This window comes from Brevibacillus laterosporus, assembly GCA_007833815.1.
Classification (GTDB): domain Bacteria; phylum Bacillota; class Bacilli; order Brevibacillales; family Brevibacillaceae; genus Brevibacillus_B; species Brevibacillus_B laterosporus_D.
In genome coordinates, this window is sequence record CP033464.1 from 4,822,231 (window position 1) to 4,840,849 (window position 18,619).

The 18,619-nt window shown below is 41.9% G+C and carries 21 protein-coding genes; 9 read left to right on the forward strand and 12 right to left on the reverse strand.

What is annotated here, in order from left to right:
- Window positions 1-25: 25 nt before the first annotated feature.
- From fapR to EEL30_23765, 3 genes are all read right to left on the reverse strand, one after another.
- Window positions 26-592: a transcription factor FapR gene (gene fapR, locus EEL30_23755; GenBank protein ID QDX95042.1), complete on the reverse strand. Its 567-nt coding sequence runs from the start codon at window positions 590-592 to the stop codon at window positions 26-28.
- Between the two features lie 175 nt (window positions 593-767).
- Entirely contained in the window at window positions 768-938 is a 171-nt protein-coding gene (rpmF, locus tag EEL30_23760) for a 50S ribosomal protein L32 (protein ID QDX95043.1), read from the reverse strand.
- 193 nt (window positions 939-1,131) lie between these two features.
- Window positions 1,132-1,650, reverse strand: a complete 519-nt coding sequence (locus EEL30_23765) for a DUF177 domain-containing protein (GenBank protein QDX95044.1) — start codon at window positions 1,648-1,650, stop codon at window positions 1,132-1,134.
- Between the two features lie 167 nt (window positions 1,651-1,817).
- On the opposite strand from EEL30_23765, the gene EEL30_23770 reads away from it, so the two are divergent.
- Window positions 1,818-3,047 (forward strand): nucleotidyltransferase, encoded by a 1,230-nt coding sequence (locus EEL30_23770; protein ID QDX95045.1) that lies wholly within the window; start codon window positions 1,818-1,820, stop codon window positions 3,045-3,047.
- 9 nt (window positions 3,048-3,056) lie between these two features.
- Here the strand turns inward: EEL30_23770 and EEL30_23775 are convergent, their stop codons facing one another.
- A complete protein-coding gene (locus EEL30_23775; GenBank protein ID QDX95046.1) occupies window positions 3,057-4,145 on the reverse strand; it encodes a PDZ domain-containing protein in 1,089 nt (362 codons plus the stop codon).
- The gene (locus tag EEL30_23780) at window positions 4,099-4,935 is read right to left on the reverse strand and encodes a patatin family protein (protein QDX95047.1); all 837 of its coding nucleotides are present in this window, start codon (window positions 4,933-4,935) and stop codon (window positions 4,099-4,101) included. Before EEL30_23780 ends, EEL30_23775 begins: the two co-directional genes overlap by 47 nt.
- Window positions 4,936-5,068: 133 nt before the next feature.
- Between EEL30_23780 and ylbJ the strand changes: the two genes are divergently transcribed.
- Window positions 5,069-6,286, forward strand: coding sequence for a sporulation integral membrane protein YlbJ (ylbJ, locus tag EEL30_23785; GenBank protein ID QDX95048.1), 1,218 nt, complete (start codon window positions 5,069-5,071; stop codon window positions 6,284-6,286).
- Window positions 6,287-6,384: 98 nt separating this feature from the next.
- Here ylbJ and EEL30_23790 read toward each other — a convergent pair whose 3' ends face one another.
- Window positions 6,385-6,882 (reverse strand): pantetheine-phosphate adenylyltransferase, encoded by a 498-nt coding sequence (locus EEL30_23790; GenBank protein ID QDX95049.1) that lies wholly within the window; start codon window positions 6,880-6,882, stop codon window positions 6,385-6,387.
- A 1-nt stretch (window position 6,883) separates the two neighbouring features.
- Window positions 6,884-7,450 (reverse strand): 16S rRNA (guanine(966)-N(2))-methyltransferase RsmD, encoded by a 567-nt coding sequence (gene rsmD, locus EEL30_23795; GenBank protein ID QDX95869.1) that lies wholly within the window; start codon window positions 7,448-7,450, stop codon window positions 6,884-6,886.
- Window positions 7,451-8,104: 654 nt separating this feature from the next.
- Here rsmD and EEL30_23800 point away from each other — a divergent pair.
- Window positions 8,105-9,082: a Ku protein gene (locus EEL30_23800; GenBank protein ID QDX95050.1), complete on the forward strand. Its 978-nt coding sequence runs from the start codon at window positions 8,105-8,107 to the stop codon at window positions 9,080-9,082.
- Window positions 9,083-9,151: 69 nt separating this feature from the next.
- On the opposite strand, the gene EEL30_23805 is transcribed toward EEL30_23800, so the two are convergent.
- Window positions 9,152-9,697, reverse strand: coding sequence for a glutathione peroxidase (locus tag EEL30_23805; GenBank protein ID QDX95051.1), 546 nt, complete (start codon window positions 9,695-9,697; stop codon window positions 9,152-9,154).
- Window positions 9,698-9,882: 185 nt separating this feature from the next.
- Here EEL30_23805 and EEL30_23810 point away from each other — a divergent pair, with 185 nt between their 5' ends.
- Both EEL30_23810 and EEL30_23815 read left to right on the forward strand, forming a co-directional pair.
- Window positions 9,883-10,512, forward strand: a complete 630-nt coding sequence (locus tag EEL30_23810) for a DUF4004 family protein (GenBank protein QDX95052.1) — start codon at window positions 9,883-9,885, stop codon at window positions 10,510-10,512.
- Entirely contained in the window at window positions 10,513-11,235 is a 723-nt protein-coding gene (locus tag EEL30_23815; GenBank protein QDX95053.1) for a hypothetical protein, read from the forward strand.
- A gap of 106 nt (window positions 11,236-11,341) precedes the next feature.
- On the opposite strand, the gene EEL30_23820 is transcribed toward EEL30_23815, so the two are convergent.
- Both EEL30_23820 and EEL30_23825 read right to left on the reverse strand, forming a co-directional pair.
- Window positions 11,342-12,283 (reverse strand): DNA ligase, encoded by a 942-nt coding sequence (locus tag EEL30_23820; GenBank protein QDX95054.1) that lies wholly within the window; start codon window positions 12,281-12,283, stop codon window positions 11,342-11,344.
- 162 nt (window positions 12,284-12,445) lie between these two features.
- Complete coding sequence (locus EEL30_23825; GenBank protein QDX95055.1) at window positions 12,446-13,888, reverse strand: PLP-dependent aminotransferase family protein; 1,443 nt, start codon at window positions 13,886-13,888, stop codon at window positions 12,446-12,448.
- A 143-nt stretch (window positions 13,889-14,031) separates the two neighbouring features.
- On the opposite strand from EEL30_23825, the gene EEL30_23830 reads away from it, so the two are divergent.
- The 4 genes from EEL30_23830 to EEL30_23845 all read left to right on the forward strand — a co-directional run bounded on the left by EEL30_23830 (window position 14,032) and on the right by EEL30_23845 (window position 16,885).
- Window positions 14,032-14,607: a pyridoxamine 5'-phosphate oxidase family protein gene (locus tag EEL30_23830; GenBank protein ID QDX95056.1), complete on the forward strand. Its 576-nt coding sequence runs from the start codon at window positions 14,032-14,034 to the stop codon at window positions 14,605-14,607.
- 31 nt (window positions 14,608-14,638) lie between these two features.
- A complete protein-coding gene (locus EEL30_23835) occupies window positions 14,639-15,535 on the forward strand; it encodes a DNA polymerase domain-containing protein (protein ID QDX95057.1) in 897 nt (298 codons plus the stop codon).
- Window positions 15,536-15,666: 131 nt separating this feature from the next.
- A complete protein-coding gene (locus EEL30_23840; GenBank protein ID QDX95058.1) occupies window positions 15,667-16,461 on the forward strand; it encodes a prolipoprotein diacylglyceryl transferase in 795 nt (264 codons plus the stop codon).
- 184 nt (window positions 16,462-16,645) lie between these two features.
- On the forward strand, window positions 16,646-16,885 hold the full coding sequence (locus EEL30_23845; GenBank protein QDX95059.1) for a hypothetical protein: 240 nt from the start codon (window positions 16,646-16,648) through the stop codon (window positions 16,883-16,885).
- 34 nt (window positions 16,886-16,919) lie between these two features.
- Here the strand turns inward: EEL30_23845 and EEL30_23850 are convergent, their stop codons facing one another.
- Window positions 16,920-17,927, reverse strand: a complete 1,008-nt coding sequence (locus EEL30_23850) for an inorganic phosphate transporter (protein QDX95060.1) — start codon at window positions 17,925-17,927, stop codon at window positions 16,920-16,922.
- Window positions 17,920-18,537 carry a DUF47 domain-containing protein gene (locus tag EEL30_23855; GenBank protein ID QDX95061.1) on the reverse strand — a complete coding sequence of 206 codons (618 nt, stop codon included), beginning with the start codon at window positions 18,535-18,537 and terminating at the stop codon, window positions 17,920-17,922. Before EEL30_23855 ends, EEL30_23850 begins: the two co-directional genes overlap by 8 nt.
- Window positions 18,538-18,619: the final 82 nt, after the last annotated feature.

Below are 18,619 nucleotides of genomic sequence, written 5' to 3' on the forward strand. Positions count from 1 at the left end.
TCCCTCCTGTTCATTCCTGTTCTTCCTACTCACGGATACGAAACACCCGGAATGTAGCAGTAAACACATTTTCTCCTTGGACTTTCGTTTCGACGCGCACCTTGCTTTCGTCCCCTTCCGTGGAACGAACCACAGCCTTGGCAACCAGCTTCTCTCCTTGCTTCACAGGTCGGATAAAACGCATGCGAGCTGTAGCCGTTAAAGCAACATCCGCGTCGATGACGGCCACTGCCAGGGAGTTTGCTTGAGCAAAAATGTAATGCCCACGAGCAATCTGTGTCCGATGAAAAACGTGCTCTTCTGTTATTTCCAAAACAGAAATTCCATAATCATCCAATTGTAGATCTATTACTTCGCCAATCACTTCTTCAATTCCTAGTGATTTGACTGGATCTAAACTTTTTTCTGCAACAGACTTAATCCGTTCACGTAATTCCGGTATGCCTAGCTCTAATCGATCCAGCCTTATTGTTTGAATGCTAACATCAAACATCGTAGCCAAATCTTCATCCGTAGCGAATGGATTTCGTTCCAGACTATTCACTAATTGTCTTTGGCGATCTCTCTTAGCTATGCGAGCGATATTCGGCACCCCCCTTAGCTATTTTATATCTATGCTTACGAGTTGTTTTTAATACCAGGTACTAAATTAGTATACGGGAGGGAGGCTGTTTTTACAACCCTATTCATAAAAAATAACCTAATCCGTTAAAAACTCTCGCTTGAACAGAAAAAAAGCAAGGTGATTATCTCACCTTGCCTCTCACTTATTGAACTACTTTCTTACCTTTGTAAGTTCCGCAGCTTGCGCATATGCGGTGAGCTAGCTTGTGTTCGCCGCAGTTATCGCATTTAACCATACCTGGAATCTCTAATTTGAAGTGCGTACGACGCAATCTTTTACGAGTCTTGGAAGTTCTACGTTGAGGTACTGCCATCTTCCTTACACCTCCTTCGAAGTCAAAATGTCTGAAGGTTCCCCATATAGAAACTCATGGCATCAAGCCATAAGTGAAATGGTTATCTGTGGAACCGATGTATGTGGGTTAGTACCAATTCACAGGAATCGACCAACCCGTTCAAAAATGAAGCAATCCATCCAAAGAGAAGAGCTTCATCTTGAAAACAAGCCTATTCTTCTGCTTGAATGAAGAATTTCTTTAAAGCTTCTAAACGCGGATCAATACGTTCTGTGGAACAATTGCATGACTGTTCATTACGGTTAATTCCGCAACTCGAGCACAGTCCCTCACAATCCTTGGAGCACAGTGGAAACGCTGAAATCGACAACAGGAAGTTTTCTTCCAGGAACGGGTCCAACTCGATCTCTTCGCCAGTCACCTGATGAATATCGCTATCCTCATCCATTACGATATCGGATGTATTCGGCGCAAAGGTTTCAGAAAAAGGAATCGAAAACTGTTCTGTGTACGGCGTCAAGCAACGTGCACAAACGAACTTAGCCTCTGCTTGTATTTCTCCCTTGATATAGATTAAGCCACCGAGCTCCTGAGCCTCTCCCGTAACGCTTACGGTCGATAAATCTCGGATCTCTTGATGACGCTTCTTTAAATCCTGGGAATCCAAGTTTGTTTGAAAAGGAAGTGGGTCTCCTTTTCTGTGGTGCAATTCTATTAGTTTTATATTCATGTTATCACCTCATGCACAACAAAGATGATTATAGCTTTTGCCTACATCTTTGTCAACCTATTTTCCTTGACACCTTATTGGCTACAAATAGAGTTTGCCAGAACAATTGAACTTTACTACACTACCAGTACAGATAGGTTCTGGTAGAAAGGATGTAATTTTTACAAATGAAAACAGTGGGCCTTATAGTAGAATACAACCCTTTGCATAACGGACACAAGCTTCATTTTACTTTAGCCAAAAAAAAGACAGGTGCAGATGCCTGTGTTGCCGTCATGAGCGGCAATTTTTTACAACGGGGTGAGCCTGCCATTGTCTCAAAATGGGCGCGAACCGAAATGGCTCTACAAGTAGGTGTTGATCTTGTGATTGAACTCCCCACTCTCTTTGCCACCTCAAACGCTGAGATGTTTGCCCATGGCGCTGTCTCTTTGTTAGATCGTATCGGAATAGTTGATACGTTATGCTTTGGTAGTGAAAGTGGAGACATTAGTTGGATGCATCAAGCGGCACAGATACTCGCGCATGAGACGCCCGCTTTTTCTCATTTACTAAAAACAGGTCTACGTGAAGGTCTTCCTTATCCCAAGGCATACGCTGAGGCAGCTCACACGTACCTCGCTGATCATGGCATCCACGGCGCAATCCTCGATCAGCCAAATAATATTCTTGGTTTTAACTATCTCCTATCACTGGCTAGATTAAACAGCAAAATTGTACCTGCCACCATTCAACGCCAAAAAGCAGGCTATCATCAAGAAACAATTACAGATGAGCAGATAGCAAGTGCTACAGCATTACGAAAGTTACTGACGCAACAAAATGTAGCGACAGTCGCCTCCTACGTACCTAAAACTACCATAGATGTGTTACATCGCGAATGGATATTAGGACTTGGCCCTATCACTTGGGAAGATTTCGCTCATCCCTTATTTCATCGTCTTTTGCAGCTTACTCCTGAAAAACTTGCCATGTATCATGAAATAGAAGAAGGCATGGAGTACCGTCTACTTGAATCTGCTAGGCGATCCAAAACGGTGGCAGATATAGTCACCTCCGCTAAAAGTAAGCGATATACTCAAAACCGCATTCAACGTATGCTACTTAATCTGTTACTCGATGTGAAAAAAGAACAGATATCTGCTTCCAGCCTTCGCCAAGGCGCACCATACGCCCGCGTGCTTGGATTTAGTCAGAAAGGAAGAGTATTGCTACAGCAAGCCAAACAAAAAAGCACAATCCCCCTCTACACAAACGTGCGAGATGGATTGCACCCTATGCTTGATATTGATATCCGCTCGAATGCTTTATATCGGTTGGTACGTTCCTCTTGCATGGAGCAGCCCTTTTTAGAAGAATATCGACGGATTCCCTTGCAAATCACACCTGAGCAGTAGCAGGGAACCTTACTCTGTTCCCTTTGGTTTTAAATGCTGTAGGTATTGAAGCGCATCATCTACCGTTTTAACCGGTACAATACGCATAGAAGTGTGGATACGTTTCGCTGTTTCCACGGCTACTTCATAGTTTGACTTATCTCCGCTGGTATCGTTGGGCGCAAAGAATATCTCTGCTCCTGCGGCATCGGCGGCGATAATCTTATGATTAATGCCCCCAATCCGTCCTACCGTACCATCCGAATTCATTTCACCCGTTCCAGCAATACGATAGCCACGAGTTATATCGATTTCTGGTCGCAATTGATTATAAATTTCCAATGTGAACATTAAGCCCGCTGATGGTCCACCTATGTTATTAGCAGCAATGGTGATTTTTTTATCAAACAAAATACGCTTCTGGTCCTGTGGTGTAATACCAAATCCAGCTCGATGTGACTTAGCTCCATTATTTTCGGGTAATTGAGCTAGAACCAGCTCTGCTTTTTTCTCCTGTCCATCCCGCTTAAATTGCAATGTGATAGCATCTCCCGCCTTCTTTCCCTCTAATAAAAGGAATAAGTCGTTCGTGGTTTTCACGGGCTTGTTATTTAGCGAAGTAATAACATCGCCTACCTTCAACACGTTTTTAGCTGGGTAGCCATCCATAACAGACAGGATTAAGACTCCTTGATCTTCCATCTTTACAGGATAACCTGCTTTTTTAAGTGCAACCGCTTCTGCTACCTGTTGCGATCGTTGCATGACCAACAATTCACGTTTAGCATAGTCTTCATCGCTTTCACCTTGTGCTGTAATAAATTTATCCGAAATGAGATCAACATCCTTGGAAAATTGTGCGTATACATACCATAAAGGTGTGGCGCGGGACATACGTACAGTAGTCAACATAAATGTGCCCTTCTCATCTTTCACACCACCCTCCACTGTAATTATGGGTGCAAGCTCCTTCGCTGTGCCAGCGCGCTGAACGTAATAAGGCAAAGGTATGTAGGTACTAATAATCATAAGTGCCATGATCGCCATAGCTACAAGGACGGCTACATTACGTTTATTGGTTGGTCTTAAACGCTCGTTCGATTGGTGTTCGTTCTGCATTTGCTTCCTCCCAATTCTCTATCATCTCTTTAATTTGATCGACATACATTTGAGCCGCTATCTCTCCTAATTCCACAATAGAAGCTATTTGCGTAAACGACAAGCTACCTATATGACCTACTTCTGGACGAATGACCAAATCTGCGGATAACATCCGATGGCGCAGAATCTCCCGCTCCATCACATCAATCGTTTGAGCAATCACATCAAAGATTGTTGACACCTTCATTTTGGTGTCAAAATTGGCTACGTCAATTGCCAAGACAAGATCAGCACCCATCTCTCTCGTAACCGTTATTGGTACCCGATCAATAACACCACCATCAACCAACAACCTGCCATTTACCCGCTCCGGCACAAAAATTCCTGGAATGGCAATACTGGAACGAACTGCGGTATCCACTGGCCCCTCCGTAAAAACAACCCGCTCTCCCGTCTCTATGTCAGTAGCAACGATAGCCAAAGGGATTTGTAGTTCCTCAATATTTTTGCCATGAGTCAATAAGCGGATGATTTCTTTAATTTTTTGACCCGCTACTAATCCCATATGAGGGACAACCAGATCCAACCAGTGCTTGCGCTTTAGATTTATCGCCAGCTTTTCCATCATGTCTGGTTTGATTCCATTCGCATAAAAGGCTGCTACCATGCTACCCATGCTACTTCCGGCTATATAATCAATAGGAATATTATGCTCTTCAAACACCTTTAGAATGCCAATATGAGCAAAACCACGTGCACCTCCAGAACCCAGCGCCAAACCAACGGTTGGTCGTTTCTTTTCTGTCATGAAAAAACGCCTCCTCCCCTCATCTTATGAAAACAGCCCACTCCTCCATTCATTTTTTACCTATTAGAGATGATGAATAGTTTGTACCTCTCCAACGTAGACATGTACTAACGCTTACATCTGGGAGGGTTCTATGTCGCATCGTTCTCCTTATCTCACAATTAGCTTGGCGATTTTATCGCTCCTTTTGGTTTTCGTGCTTATTATTAATCCGGAACCTTCCTTTCAGGCTGCTGTTCGCGGATTAAACATCTGGTGGGAAGTTGTCTTTCCTGCTCTTCTTCCTTTCATATTTGTATCGGAAGTTTTGATGGGAGTTGGAGTTGTTCATTTTATCGGGGTATTGCTGGAGCCTCTGATGCGACCTCTGTTTAATGTGCCTGGTACGGGAGGTTTCGTGCTGACAATGGGGTTCTCTTCTGGCTACCCAGTCGCAGCCAATCTAACCACTCGATTACGGGAACGTGGCAACATTACAAAAGTAGAAGGGGAACGGCTCGTTACCTTTGCTACCACAGGAGATCCACTGTTTGTGATCGGAGCTGTAGCTGTTGGTTTTTTTAACAGTGAACAACTTGGCTATGTGATTGCCTTTACCCATTATGGCTCCGCTATCCTGCTTGGCATACTATACCGCCTCTACAGCCCATCTGCATCCATCACAGGCACCTATGAAAAATCGCAACATACCTTACTATACCGAGCCTTGCAAGCCATGCATCGCGCTCGCATAAGGGACAATCGTCCATTTGGCAAGCTAATGGGCGATGCTGTGCAGTCCGCTTTGCAAACCTTGATGGTAGTCGGCGGTTTTATCATCATGTTCTCCGTCTTACTTCAAATGATGCAGACCGTTGGCATCACCAACTTCCTAAACCGAGTACTATCTCTAGCCTTGGGTCCCGTTGGCTTTACAGATGAGATGGGGGAAGCTGGATTGGCGGGTCTGTTTGAAGTAACGATGGGTGCCCAAAATACGAGCGAAATTCAAGATATCTCCATGATGACCAAAGCAGCTATTACCGCTGCCATCATATCCTGGGGAGGACTCAGCGTCCACGCGCAAGTTGCAAGCATTTTAAGTAAGACGGATATTAGCGTGAAGCCCTATCTCATTGGTCGAGCCATACATGCTGCTTTGGCTGCTACTTTAACCATTGTTTTTTGGAAACCGTTGACCATACTCACCCAAAATGTAAATACCAGTATCCCGGCATTTTTACCGAGCGAGCATTTGCTACAAGCTAAGTCATGGTGGTTGATTTTTTCACAAATGAGCACCATTGCAGCTGGTATTGCTATCGTATTATTTCTGATTTGTTTCTTGCTACACAAGTTATTCAAGCATTGATCGTACCAACCATACGCACAAAAACAAAGGAAGGGTAAGAACCCCCATGTGTTCCTTACCCTTTAATGTCTTGAACATAAACTTGTGCACAAGGCATCCTAGCTGTTGTTTCCCTGTAATTCCTGAAACTTTAACCGCATGGATTGCTCCACGATCGGCGGCACTAGATCAGTTACATTGGCATCGTACTTGGCAAGTTCCTTTACGATACTAGAACTCAAGAATGAATATTGATTATTTGTCATGACAAATAGCGTCTCAATTTCGTCATCCAACTTGCGATTAATAGAGGCCATCTGCATCTCATATTCAAAATCAGATACTGCCCGCAAGCCTTTTAACAAAACACGCGCTTCCTTTCGTTGCATATAATCAATTAACAGACCATTAAACGTATCTACTTCTACATTAGAATACTCAGCTGTTACTTCACGCAATAATGCCATTCTCTCTTCTAGCGTAAATAATGGATTTTTACTGGAATTAACCAGTACGGCAACAATTACCTTATCAAAAATTTTGGCTCCACGCTTAATGATATCTAGATGCCCATACGTGACTGGATCAAAACTGCCTGGGCAAACTGCTATTCTCATGCTAGGAATCCCCTTCCACTGTATAGCGATAAATGGTAATTCTGGTATCTCCGTAGGTAGAGCAGCGATATTGCTCGCACAATCCAATTTGTTCAGGCAAGGTCAGCTTAGAATCATGCTCTGTCACGATCCAAGCATCACTTGCCAACATATGTAACGTTTGCAGTTGTTCAATCTCCTGCTCTAGCTTTTGCTTGGCATATGGCGGATCAAGAAATATTAAATCAAATAAAACCCCACGAGCAGCCAGTACCTTTAGCGCACGTGCTGAATCAATTTTATAAACCTCTGCCTGTTCATCTAATCGCATGGTTTGTAGATTTTGTTTGACGGTGTTAAAAGCTTTACTATCACTGTCTACAAAAATAGCTTTTGCAGCACCGCGACTAAGAGCTTCAATACCTAAACCTCCTGTGCCTGCGTATAGATCCAAAGCCCATTCCCCATCAAAATAAGGTCCAATCATGTTAAAGATGGATTCCTTCACCTTATCTGTTGTGGGTCTTGTACTTGTACCAGGTACAGCGGCAAGTGGACGTCCTCTGTGTTCTCCTGAAATCACTCTCATTTTCTCTTCACCTGACTTGTATACATATCCGTTGCCACAAATTTTTCGTGGGACAGTAGTTTTCATACTACCATATAGGAAGGAAAAACGTAAAATTTTGATTGTTGCTGATAAAAAAATAGAAAAGAATGTATAAGTTACCATTTGACTGGCAAAAATGTGATACAAGCGATGCTCCGGTGTCGCCGACAACCGCGGAGAAGACTTACGTTTCCCCATAAGCTCTTCCTCCGGTTTCTCCTCTCCCATAATTGAAGTCAGTTCAGTTGACACCTCATGTAGATAGGAGCATGGTGGTGGCAAGTTTCCCGCGCGGAAACAGCTTGAATGACTGCCTCACTCTTCATTAGAAGCTGTGAGGTATTTTTTTGTCCAAAACAGGGATATTAGTAACAATTCCCCATCCATAAAGGATAAAAGGAGAGAAACAACATGGGAGCAAAAAATCCATCGGAACGTAAATTGAAAGCTTCTAAAGCACAATCGCAAGCGGATCGCACTGGCGTTGGCATAGAACATGCCCGTGATATGCAATCCGAAGCAGATCATGCTAACGTAAAAAAGCATAATCAATAATACTTTTGGACGTCCCAAAAGTTACATGCCAACACATCTTGCCTCCTTGTGGATACTACTTATAAGGAGGCGTTTTTTATGCACACCGTTTGGAAAGGTTCCATTAGTTTTGGCTTAGTGAACATCCCAGTTCGTATGTTTACAGCAACAGAAGACCGCGACATCCGTTTTCGTCAACTGCATAAAGAGTGCCACACTCCTATCCGTTATTCCAAGCTTTGCCCAACATGTGACCGAGAAGTAGCTTCAGACGAAATCATAAAAGGATACGAATATGAAAAAGGCAATTTCGTTATGATCCAAGATGAAGATTTAGAAAAAATTGCACCAGAAACAAAGCGTGCTATTGAAATTGTCGATTTTGTTCAATTGTCAGAGATTGACCCGATTTACTTTGATAAGAGCTACTATCTCTCCCCACAGGAAACTGGAGAAAAAGCTTATTCCTTACTACGAGTGGCTCTACAACAGACAGGTAAAATTGCTATTGCCAGAATCACTCTGCGTAATAAAGAAAGCTTGGCCGTATTACGGATCTATGAAAATGGCATGGTGTTGGAAACGATTTTTTACCCAGATGAGGTGCGCTCTCTCTCACAAGTACCAGCTCTTCCTCAAGCTGATGCTACGTTAGTTGAAAGTGAGTTGGCCATGGCCATTCAATTGGTCGAGGGCATGTCGCGCCCCTTCCATCCTGAACAATACCAAGATACGTATCGACAGCATTTACAAGAACTTATTCAAAAAAAGCTGGAAGGCAAAGAAGTAGCAACCGCTCCCTCCGCCCCACGCGCCAATGTCATTGATCTTATGCAGGCGTTAAAAGAAAGCTTGGCTCAAACAGGAACGCCTCAAGCTCCAGCTGGTAAGGAAACAGAGAGGGACCGGGATGTTGTGGAACGTTATCCTGAACCAAAGCCTATCGGCGAGAAAGCAACCAGGAAAGGAAAAGCACCTGTAATCACGGAGGAAACAAGCACACTCTCTCCTGTATCAAGCTCTACTACCGTGACCAAAGCGTTACGACGTAAAAAAACACAGAAACCAAAATCCTGACCAATAGCTAAAAAGCTGAGGCTTAGCTGTTTGCTCTCAGCTTCTTAGTCTTTTTTCTTCCTATTGCTTCTATAATAAATTCTGAATAGGAATCTCCATATCCATTGGCTCTACTGGAGACTCATAGCGACCCACTACATTTCCCTCTCGATCAACTAAAAACTTGGTAAAATTCCATTTTATAGAGTTATCCAGCAATGTCTCAGGAAATTTTTCTTGCAAAAACATATGTAAAAGACGACCAGATGATTGTGATTCGTCAAAACCAGCAAACGGAATTTCTTGGCATAAATAACGGAACAATGGGTTCGCATTCGTTCCCTTTACATCTGTTTTCGCGAAAACAGGGAACTTCACCCCATAATTTAGCTGACAAAACTGAGCAATCTGCTTGTTATTTCCTGGTTCTTGTTGCTCAAACTGATTGCAGGGAAATCCTAGAATTTCTAAACCTTGCTCTTGATAACGCTCATACAACTTTTGTAAATCTGTAAATTGAGGAGTAAAGCCACATTTGCTAGCTGTATTCACAATGAGTAAAACCTTACCTTTATAGCGTCCTAATGATACTGTTTCCTCATTCATCGTTTGTACTGAAAAATCAAGCACGTTCATATCCTTCACCATCCTCTCTACCACATTATAATCATTCTAAATAAAATCACGCAATTATTTTTTCACTTTGATACAGTTTGTCTCCCATTTACAACGTAACATTGTTATGTTACGATCATTTACACAAGTAAAACACCTCTTTCCACTCATCTTTTACAAAGGAGGTCTCCAAAATTAATCAAGAGTTGCTTTCAAAAAAAGAATTGTTAGAACAAACTGGTATCTCCTATGGCCAACTATATCGCTGGAAGCGCAAAAACCTAATTCCCGAAGACTGGTTTATCCGTAAGTCAACCTTTACAGGACAGGAGACCTTTTTCCCTAAGCAAGAAATTCTTCATAGGGTGAACAAAATTCTAAGCATGAAGGATGATCTGTCACTGGATGAATTGGCTGATATGTTCTCACCTATCCCTTTGGATCATTCAATCAGTAGGCAAAGCATTCTTTCTCGCAACATTGTTTCATCGATTTCTCTTGAACTATATGAAGAGTGTTTTGATCAACAGCAGGAATACTCGTTTGAAATGGTCTTATCCCTGTACACAGTAGACCAATTACTCCTCAGTGGAAATTGCAGTAAGGAGGAAGCCAAGACCGTGCTGCGCACATACGCTGCCAACTACTCTTCTTTACAAGGAAAAGCTACTGAACTCATTCTCGTTAGAAAAATGGGCATGTCAATCTGTCTATTCACAATGTCCCCCTGCGAAATATATTGGGAAGAGCATGCTCGTGTTATCGCCCGACTCTCTCTTCCCGTTTTACTTGAAAATTTGAAACAAAAATGGGACATACTCAAGGAGGAGCTGTAAATGTCAAAAAAAGAATCAGACGATCTGGTAATTAACGGGTCCATGAAAGTGCCTGGAGGAACATTTCATTCAGTCAAAATAGCAGGTAGTGCGAAAATCACAAATGATATTGTTTGCAAGGAGTTTTCCTGCGCGGGACACGCTACCGTGGAAGGGTATGTAGAGTCTGAATCCTTTATCGTTCGTGGTAACTCCTCCATTCACGGCAATGTGGAGAGCCAGATCATGAAAATTAGTGGAAATACAAAAGTAAATGGTCAAGTAAAAGGTCAAGAAATTAGCATTGATGGTAGTATTCTAGTGGAAGGTTCTTGCCATGGAGAAGAGGTGAAGGTACGTGGCTATGCTAAAATCACCGGTGATTGTGAAGCTGAGTCCTTCCAGACGTATGGGTGCTTTCAAATTGAAGGATTACTTAATGCTGGTCGCATTTATGTTCAACCAAGTGGTGAGTGCAGAGCAAAAGAAATAGGCGGAGAGCATATTGAAGTAAAACGAAGAGCCTCTTTCCTACCTTCCCTGCTTCGTCCATTCTTCTCCAATTGCCTAACTACACACATCATCGAGGGTGACGATATTTATCTTGAAGACACAAAAGCCGCCATCGTCCGCGGCAATCATATAACCTTGGGTCCCGGATGTGATATTCAGTTGGTCGAATACAAAACTAGCCTTATTTGTGATGATAAAGCAAGTGTGAAAGAAAAGGTAAAACAGCAATAGAATCTGTACTCTGAATAGATGACCTAGATTTGTTTACAGACACTGAATATGAGTGAAATAGAAAATGGGTCTAGCTTATTATAGACCCATTTTGCTGTAGTGCTTGTTACTGGGTAAATACACAACTTGAAGGAGGAACAGTGACAAATGCTTGTATGCTAGGCTGCCTTAAATTATGTCCATCAATCCATTCAAGATAGTTTACCTTCACCGTTAATATGGGAGTTATCCATGTCACTTCACGTGCTTTGGGCGGTCTATTCTTAAATGGAATTTTATCCTGAATAATTGGTTTGATTCCATCAGTAAGATTTCTCCAGTCCTTATTAGTTAATGTACCGGAACCTACGCTCCCTATATACCATAGTTGGCCAAGTTGGTCATAAAGGCCAAGTAACAAGGAGTTTACGATGGTATCCCTATAAGTTACCCCACCTACAACAGCTATGAGATCATTTATTTTCTTTTTCTTTCTCCATCGTTGATCTTTTCCATTGATTATGTAAGTGCTACTTAGGTCTTTATATACAACTCCTTCAAGGTCATTATTAACAACCACATCATACAAAGAAACGGTTTCTGTAAAATTATCGACTAGCTGTACATGATTGTTTGGGCTAATGATCTGGGTGAGCAAATTCTGTCTTTCTTCCAAAGAAGAAGTAGTGACCCATTTGCCGTCAAAAAAAAGAATATCAAAAATCATGTATGTAATTGGCACTTCATTTATAGTAGATGCCATTTTACTAAAGCTTTTAATCCCATCTCGTCTCATTACTTCATAAAACGAGGGCTTATTGTTCGTAAAGGCGATGATTTCACCATCTAATATCGCAGATTTTGCTGAACAATAATCCCTACTATTTATTAATTCTGGATAGTGATTGGTTCTTTCGTTACGTTTTCGGTTGAACAATAGCGTTTTATTATCGGTAAAGTAGGTTAATACACGGACTCCATCCCATTTTACTTGTCCAACCCAGTTGGCTCCAGTCGGAACTTCGTTTGTACTTATTGGTTCAAAAGGCACAATTGGCTCCATAATCATAATCCTTTTTAAGAATTAGTATGATCAATTCCTAATTCTTCCATCCAGGAAGATGAAAATTTTGTATCATGCGGCATATATACCAAAATATCCGAATGGGAACAAAATTCCAATTCAAAGCTTATTTCTTCCTGGATTCACTGCGATGTTCATATCATTGGCTCATCCCCACCATGCTTTATGTAATTCTTCTACTCCTGCTGTTATCTCTTCTACCGGAATGGCACCAAATCCTAAAAGCAGTACAGGGTACTCAGATTTATCTAAGTTCTCTTGCTGGCCTTCTTTTCGCTGATAATACTGATCTATGGAATAAACCTGACAGCCCCGTTGGCTTGCCCGTGTAATGAGCTCATTTTCCGTATATGTTGTATGGATGCGAAGTAAGATATGCAGCCCCGCTTCACTCCCGATAATCTCTATTCGCTCTCCCATCGTTTTCTCTAGGGATTGAAGTAAAAGACGATGCTTTTTCGCATACAGATTTCTCATACGTCTGATGTGCCTCGCCCACTCTCCTTTTTGTATGAACAGAGCAAGTGCATACTGAATTACTCTGGGTGCGGTCTGTAAATACTTTTGCCATAATTCCTTGTATTGTGTAACCAATGTTTGAGGCAAGATCATGTAGCTGATTCGTAGGGACGGTAATAAGACCTTTGAGGCTGTCCCGAAATAAATGATCCGTCCATTGTCGTCTAACGCTTTCAAAGCTGGAATAGGCTTAGTGCCATAGCGGAATTCTCCATCGTAATCATCTTCAATCAGGTATGCCCCCGTTTCTTTTGCCCAAGCGATTATTTGCAATCGTCGCACAATAGACATAACCATACCATAGGGATATTGATGAGACGGGGTGACATAGGCGATATCAGCCTTACTTGTCAGCAACTGATCTAAGCGAATACCATCCTCATCCAACTGGATAGGTTGTACTGAAAATTCATGCTGATGAAATACGTGTCGCACGCGATCGTAGCCGGGATTTTCCATTGCTACAACAGATTTGTCACGAAAGACAGTCTGACATAACAGGCTTGCTAACTGCTGCGTTCCTGATCCTATAAAAATTTGGTCTGCTACACATTTAATTCCTCTTGCCTGATATACGTACGTAGCCAAAGCCTCCCGTAATTGATACTCTCCCTGGTATTCACCATATGCCTCTGTTCGTTCTAATTCGGATTGCATCGCTTCCTGCATACAGGCTCTCCATTGTTTTACTGGAAATGCAGTCCCATCCACCTTGCCATAGACAAAATCATAGCGTATAGGCAAAGGCATGGAATCCTCTTCGCTATGAACTACTCCGTTTGTTTGTTCGACTGACCCCGCTTCCAAATCTCTGGTCCATCCATCGGTCAATAAATCTTCTACATAATATCCGCTTTTCTCTTTGCTTTTCACATATCCTTCATCCAATAGTTGATGATAGGCTGCCTCTACTGTGTTCCGACTCACTTGCCATTCTTGGGCCATCTGTCTGACCGATAAAAGCTTACTACCAGGCACTAGCCTGTTATTTTCAATATCAGTTTTGATCGCTTCATATAACTGCTGATACATTGGCTTTTTCTGTTGCATCTTTGTAGTGGAGAAAAACATATATACACCTCCGATTAGCTTCTGAATCTGACCTTATTATATATTCTTATTCTGGTTCTATGAAAAGGGTCAGATTTTCACGATAATTATGATGTAAATCAAATTGTTATGTCAAGAAACCTTTATTATACAGGAGGAAAACCATGTCCAATCCACTAAGAAGATCCCTGAAACAAGTTCATGATCAGCACAAAATTACTCGTTTTTTGGAAACAACCCCAATCGGTCACGTAGGCCTTTCCCTTCATGACGAACCATACGTAATTCCTGTCAATTTCGTCTGGGCAGATGGCTGTATTTATTTCCATGGGTCAATGGAGGGACGAAAAAATACGGTGATAGCTGAGAACCCTCGCGTCTGTTTCACAGTCAGCCACGAGCAAGGTACTATGTCAGACCCCGTCCCTGCCCACGTGGATACCGCTTATTTTAGCGTTCTTGTCTTTGGACAAATTGAACTCATTACCGATCCTAAAGAAGCAACAGCGGTGTTACAGGTCATGTTAGATAAATATGTACCTGGCTATTTTGACCGTTCCCTATCTGAGGCTCATGTCACCCATTATCGCTCTTCATTGGGCAGTGCGGTTGGTGTGTTTAAAATTTCTCCTACTCACATTAGTGCTAAAGAAAATCCATTAAAAGAGTATAAACTCTTTTATCCCGGAAAAAAAGTAACTGACGATGTGAAGCAATTACCGAAAAATCGGGAAGAATAAGGCGCATCCGAACAGCAGGAGGTGTTTATTCTTGGCGGTTGCTACGAAAGAATATCATTTAGACATCGATGGAAAAGAGCTGATAATAACCAATCCGGATAAGCCTTTATGGCCTAAAGCTGGCGTAACCAAACTCATTTATTTGCAATACCTCATACAGATGGCGCCTTATTTGCTACCTTATACAACTGATCGGTTTCTAACTGTTATCCGCTATCCGCACGGAGTCGGAGATAAATCCTTTTACCAAAAGAATCTTCCAAACTATGCACCAGATTGGATTCCACGTGCTGTAGATGGCACAATCACCTATGCGTTGTTAAATGATGTTGCTACACTGGTCTGGATGGCCAATCAAGCGGTATTAGAATGGCATATCGCCTTTCATACCTCCCAGCAGGAATGGCCCACCGAGTTAGTCTTTGATCTTGACCCATCCACTCCTGATTTTGATGATGCTATAGAGGCTAGTCTCTATGTAAAAGAAATCCTAGATGAGTTACAGCTCATCAGCTATCCCAAAACATCGGGTGCAAGTGGTATTCAAGTCTATATTCCTATTCAATCAGGCTATTCCTTCGAACAGACTCGTAAAGTAGGGGAATTTATTTGTAACTATCTAACGCAAAAGTATCCACAAAAACTAACTATTGAACGCCTAACAAAGAATCGGGGAACCAAGTTGTATCTGGATTACTTGCAACATTGGCGTGGCAAAACCTTACCTGCTCCCTACACAACTAGAGCCAAGGAGCTAGCGACCGTCTCTGCCCCTTTACGTTGGTCAGAAATAGAGTATGCGCATCCGAGTGATTTTACCGTCCATACAATGCCAGCTCGGGTTAAGAATAAAGGAGATTTATTTCTTCCCTTGCAACACAAGGAAAATCGGGCTTCCTTGGCACATATTTTAGAAATTTTGACCTAAGACATAAAGAGTCATTTGGTTTTTATTCCTTATGCTTTTAGAAAAACAGCTTTCATTGGAATGCATGAGGAAATACGAGTGTATTCTATGTTATACTTTCCCCATGAGTAAACATGAGGAGGAGATTCACTTTGTATGATCCGATTGCCTTTTCCATCGGAAGCTTAGATGTCCATTGGTATGGACTTATTATGGGGACTGCTTTTTTAGTAGGAACATATCTCGCGCGTTATAATGCCAAGCGCTCCGGTATAGATCCCGATCATATTTTAAACATGGTGGTTTGGATTATTCCTGCTGCTATCATCTGTGCTCGCCTTTATTACGTAGCCTTTGAGTGGAATACGTATAAAGATCATTTACTCGATATCGTTAAGGTATGGAATGGTGGTCTAGCGATTCACGGAGGGTTAATTGGAGGATTTATAGCAGGTGCTCTCTATGTAAAAAAATACAATCTGCCTTTCCTTACATTAGCAGATGCCATGCTACCTAGTGTTATCTTGGGCCAAGCCATTGGTCGCTGGGGTAATTTCATGAATCAGGAAGCGCATGGAGATGTGGCTTCTGCTGCGTTCATGTCTAACTTCCCTGCCTTTATTCGCGAGCAAATGTTCATTCAAGGCCAATACTACCATCCTACTTTCTTGTATGAATCCGTGTGGAATCTGCTCGTATTAGGACTTCTGTTATTGATGTTGTATCGTTTCAAAAAATTTGATGGTCAAATTATGGGAAGCTACCTCATTTTATATTCATTTGGCCGCTTCTTTATTGAAGGAATGCGTACAGACTCTCTATATCTTGGACCTTTGCGTATTGCTCAAGTAATGAGCCTTGGGCTGATGGTTGTAGGTTTGATTGTACTAATCTACTGTTACCGACGCCAAAAAAATGCTGGACCCACGCAAAAAAATAGCATGTAGCCTGACTAATGAATAAACAAGCATCCTGTATCCCTAAGAATGGGGAACAGGATGCTTTTATTTTGATGAGAGAAGAACGATTATCTAAAAAAGGCTTCCTTCTCGTTTAAAAGAAATATGGAAGGGTCATAATGGATATACAGTCATAATCGACTGGCATTTCTGATAAGAAGGAGATGATAGAATGACCAGTGAGCTTTTAGAAGAATATCTGGATCACTTTGTCATTGTGTATTATCAACAAACAAACACAACGAATACCCTTACCTCCCATCACACGGAAGAAGGCGTGTTTTATGATTTTGACGGGGCTGGAATCCTCTTACGTCAAAATCACTTATGCTATATCCCTTTTCATTCCATTCAAAAAATCGAAATAAAAGCTAGGCCCACTCTCTGGCAACGATTAACAGGAGTGTCCTAGCTTTTAGGCTTTACAGATTTATTTTAGTATGATCTTAGAAAAATACATCAAGTACACGATAACTGATGGCAGCTAATAGAGCTACTGATGGAAGTGTAATTACCCACGTGAAGATGATACGTCCCGCAACGCCCCACTTTACAGCAGAGAACTTCTGTGAAGCACCTACCCCCATGATAGCAGAGGAGATTACATGTGTTGTACTAACCGGCAATTTCAAGATTGTAAATAGCGTAATGATAAATGCAGAGGAAATATCAGCAGAGAACCCAGAAATAGGCTTGATTTTCATAATCTTGCCACCTAGAGTTTTGATAATTCTCCATCCTCCAACAGAAGTACCAAATGCCATTGCGAGAGCCGCGGACACTTTTACCCACAAAGGAATGTCCGTTGATGTCGTAAATCCACCTGATACCATAGCAAAAGTGATGATCCCCATTGTCTTCTGGGCATCGTTGGCCCCGTGACTAAATGCTTGCCAAGAAGCAGATAGCACCTGTAAGTAACGGAAGCCTTTGTTGGTTTTGTGATATGGCATGTTAGCAACGATTTTAGAAACAATCTTGATAACAATAAATCCTAATGCAAAGGCAATAAGCGGAGATACAATCAAACCCTGAATGATTTTTATAAATCCACTATAATTAACCGCCCCTAAGCCTTCTGCACCTACAACCGCACCAGCAATCCCGCCGATTAACGCATGTGAAGAAGAACTAGGAATCCCGAACCACCAGGTAATCAGATTCCAAAGGATAGCAGCCACCAATGCAGCAAGTACTACGACCAACCCATTTTGCAATTCAAATGGATTAGCGATATCGCTACCAATCGTTTTGGCAACACCCGTATAAGTGAGTGCACCGATCAAATTAAAGACAGCAGCCATAAGAATAGCCGTACGCGGGCTTAACGCGCGGGTTGAAACAGAAGTCGCAATTGCATTGGCCGTATCATGGAACCCGTTGATAAAGTCAAAGCTTAAAGCCATAATCACCACGAGAATCAGGATGATCATTTCTGGCGACAGATTAAGCATTCTTCAGCACAATCCCTTCAACCAGATTAGAAACGTCCTCAGCAAAGTCCGCACAGTCTTCCAGTTTCTCATAAATCTCTTTTAACTTAATCGCTTCAATTGGGTCTTGCCCTGGTGTATTTAACAACTCAGAGACCATTTTGCGATAATTCGCGTCTGATTCATGTTCAAGGGTTTTGATATCTTTTGCGATACCTTCTACCACTTTATGATCCAGTTTACGCAGAGTCCGAATCAATTCGATTAGTTTAGAAGTTAGTTGATGTAAGATATTTGCTTGAGCTAGTACACGCTTGTCTACTTGTTTCACTTGGTAGAGATACATGCATTCTGCGGTACCATCAATCAAGTCAATAACGGAATCAAGCGTATGAGCCAACGCGTGAATATCCTCACGTTCCAACGGTGTGATAAATGTTGAGTTTAATTGGTTCATTATTTGACGAACAACAGCGTCGCCTTCCTTTTCAACTGCTTTAATCTCAGCTACTCTCTCCTGTAAATTTTGGTAGTTACTTACCATTTCAAAAAAGAGATGGGAACCTTTATGTACAGTCGCAGCTTGCTGTTCAAAAAGATCGAAGAATGTTGTTTTGTTAGATTTGATCATGGAAGAAATCTCACTCCTTCAGAATTATCACCTCTACGATTATATAAAACATGTTTTTCTACGTAAATTGATTTATAGTCAA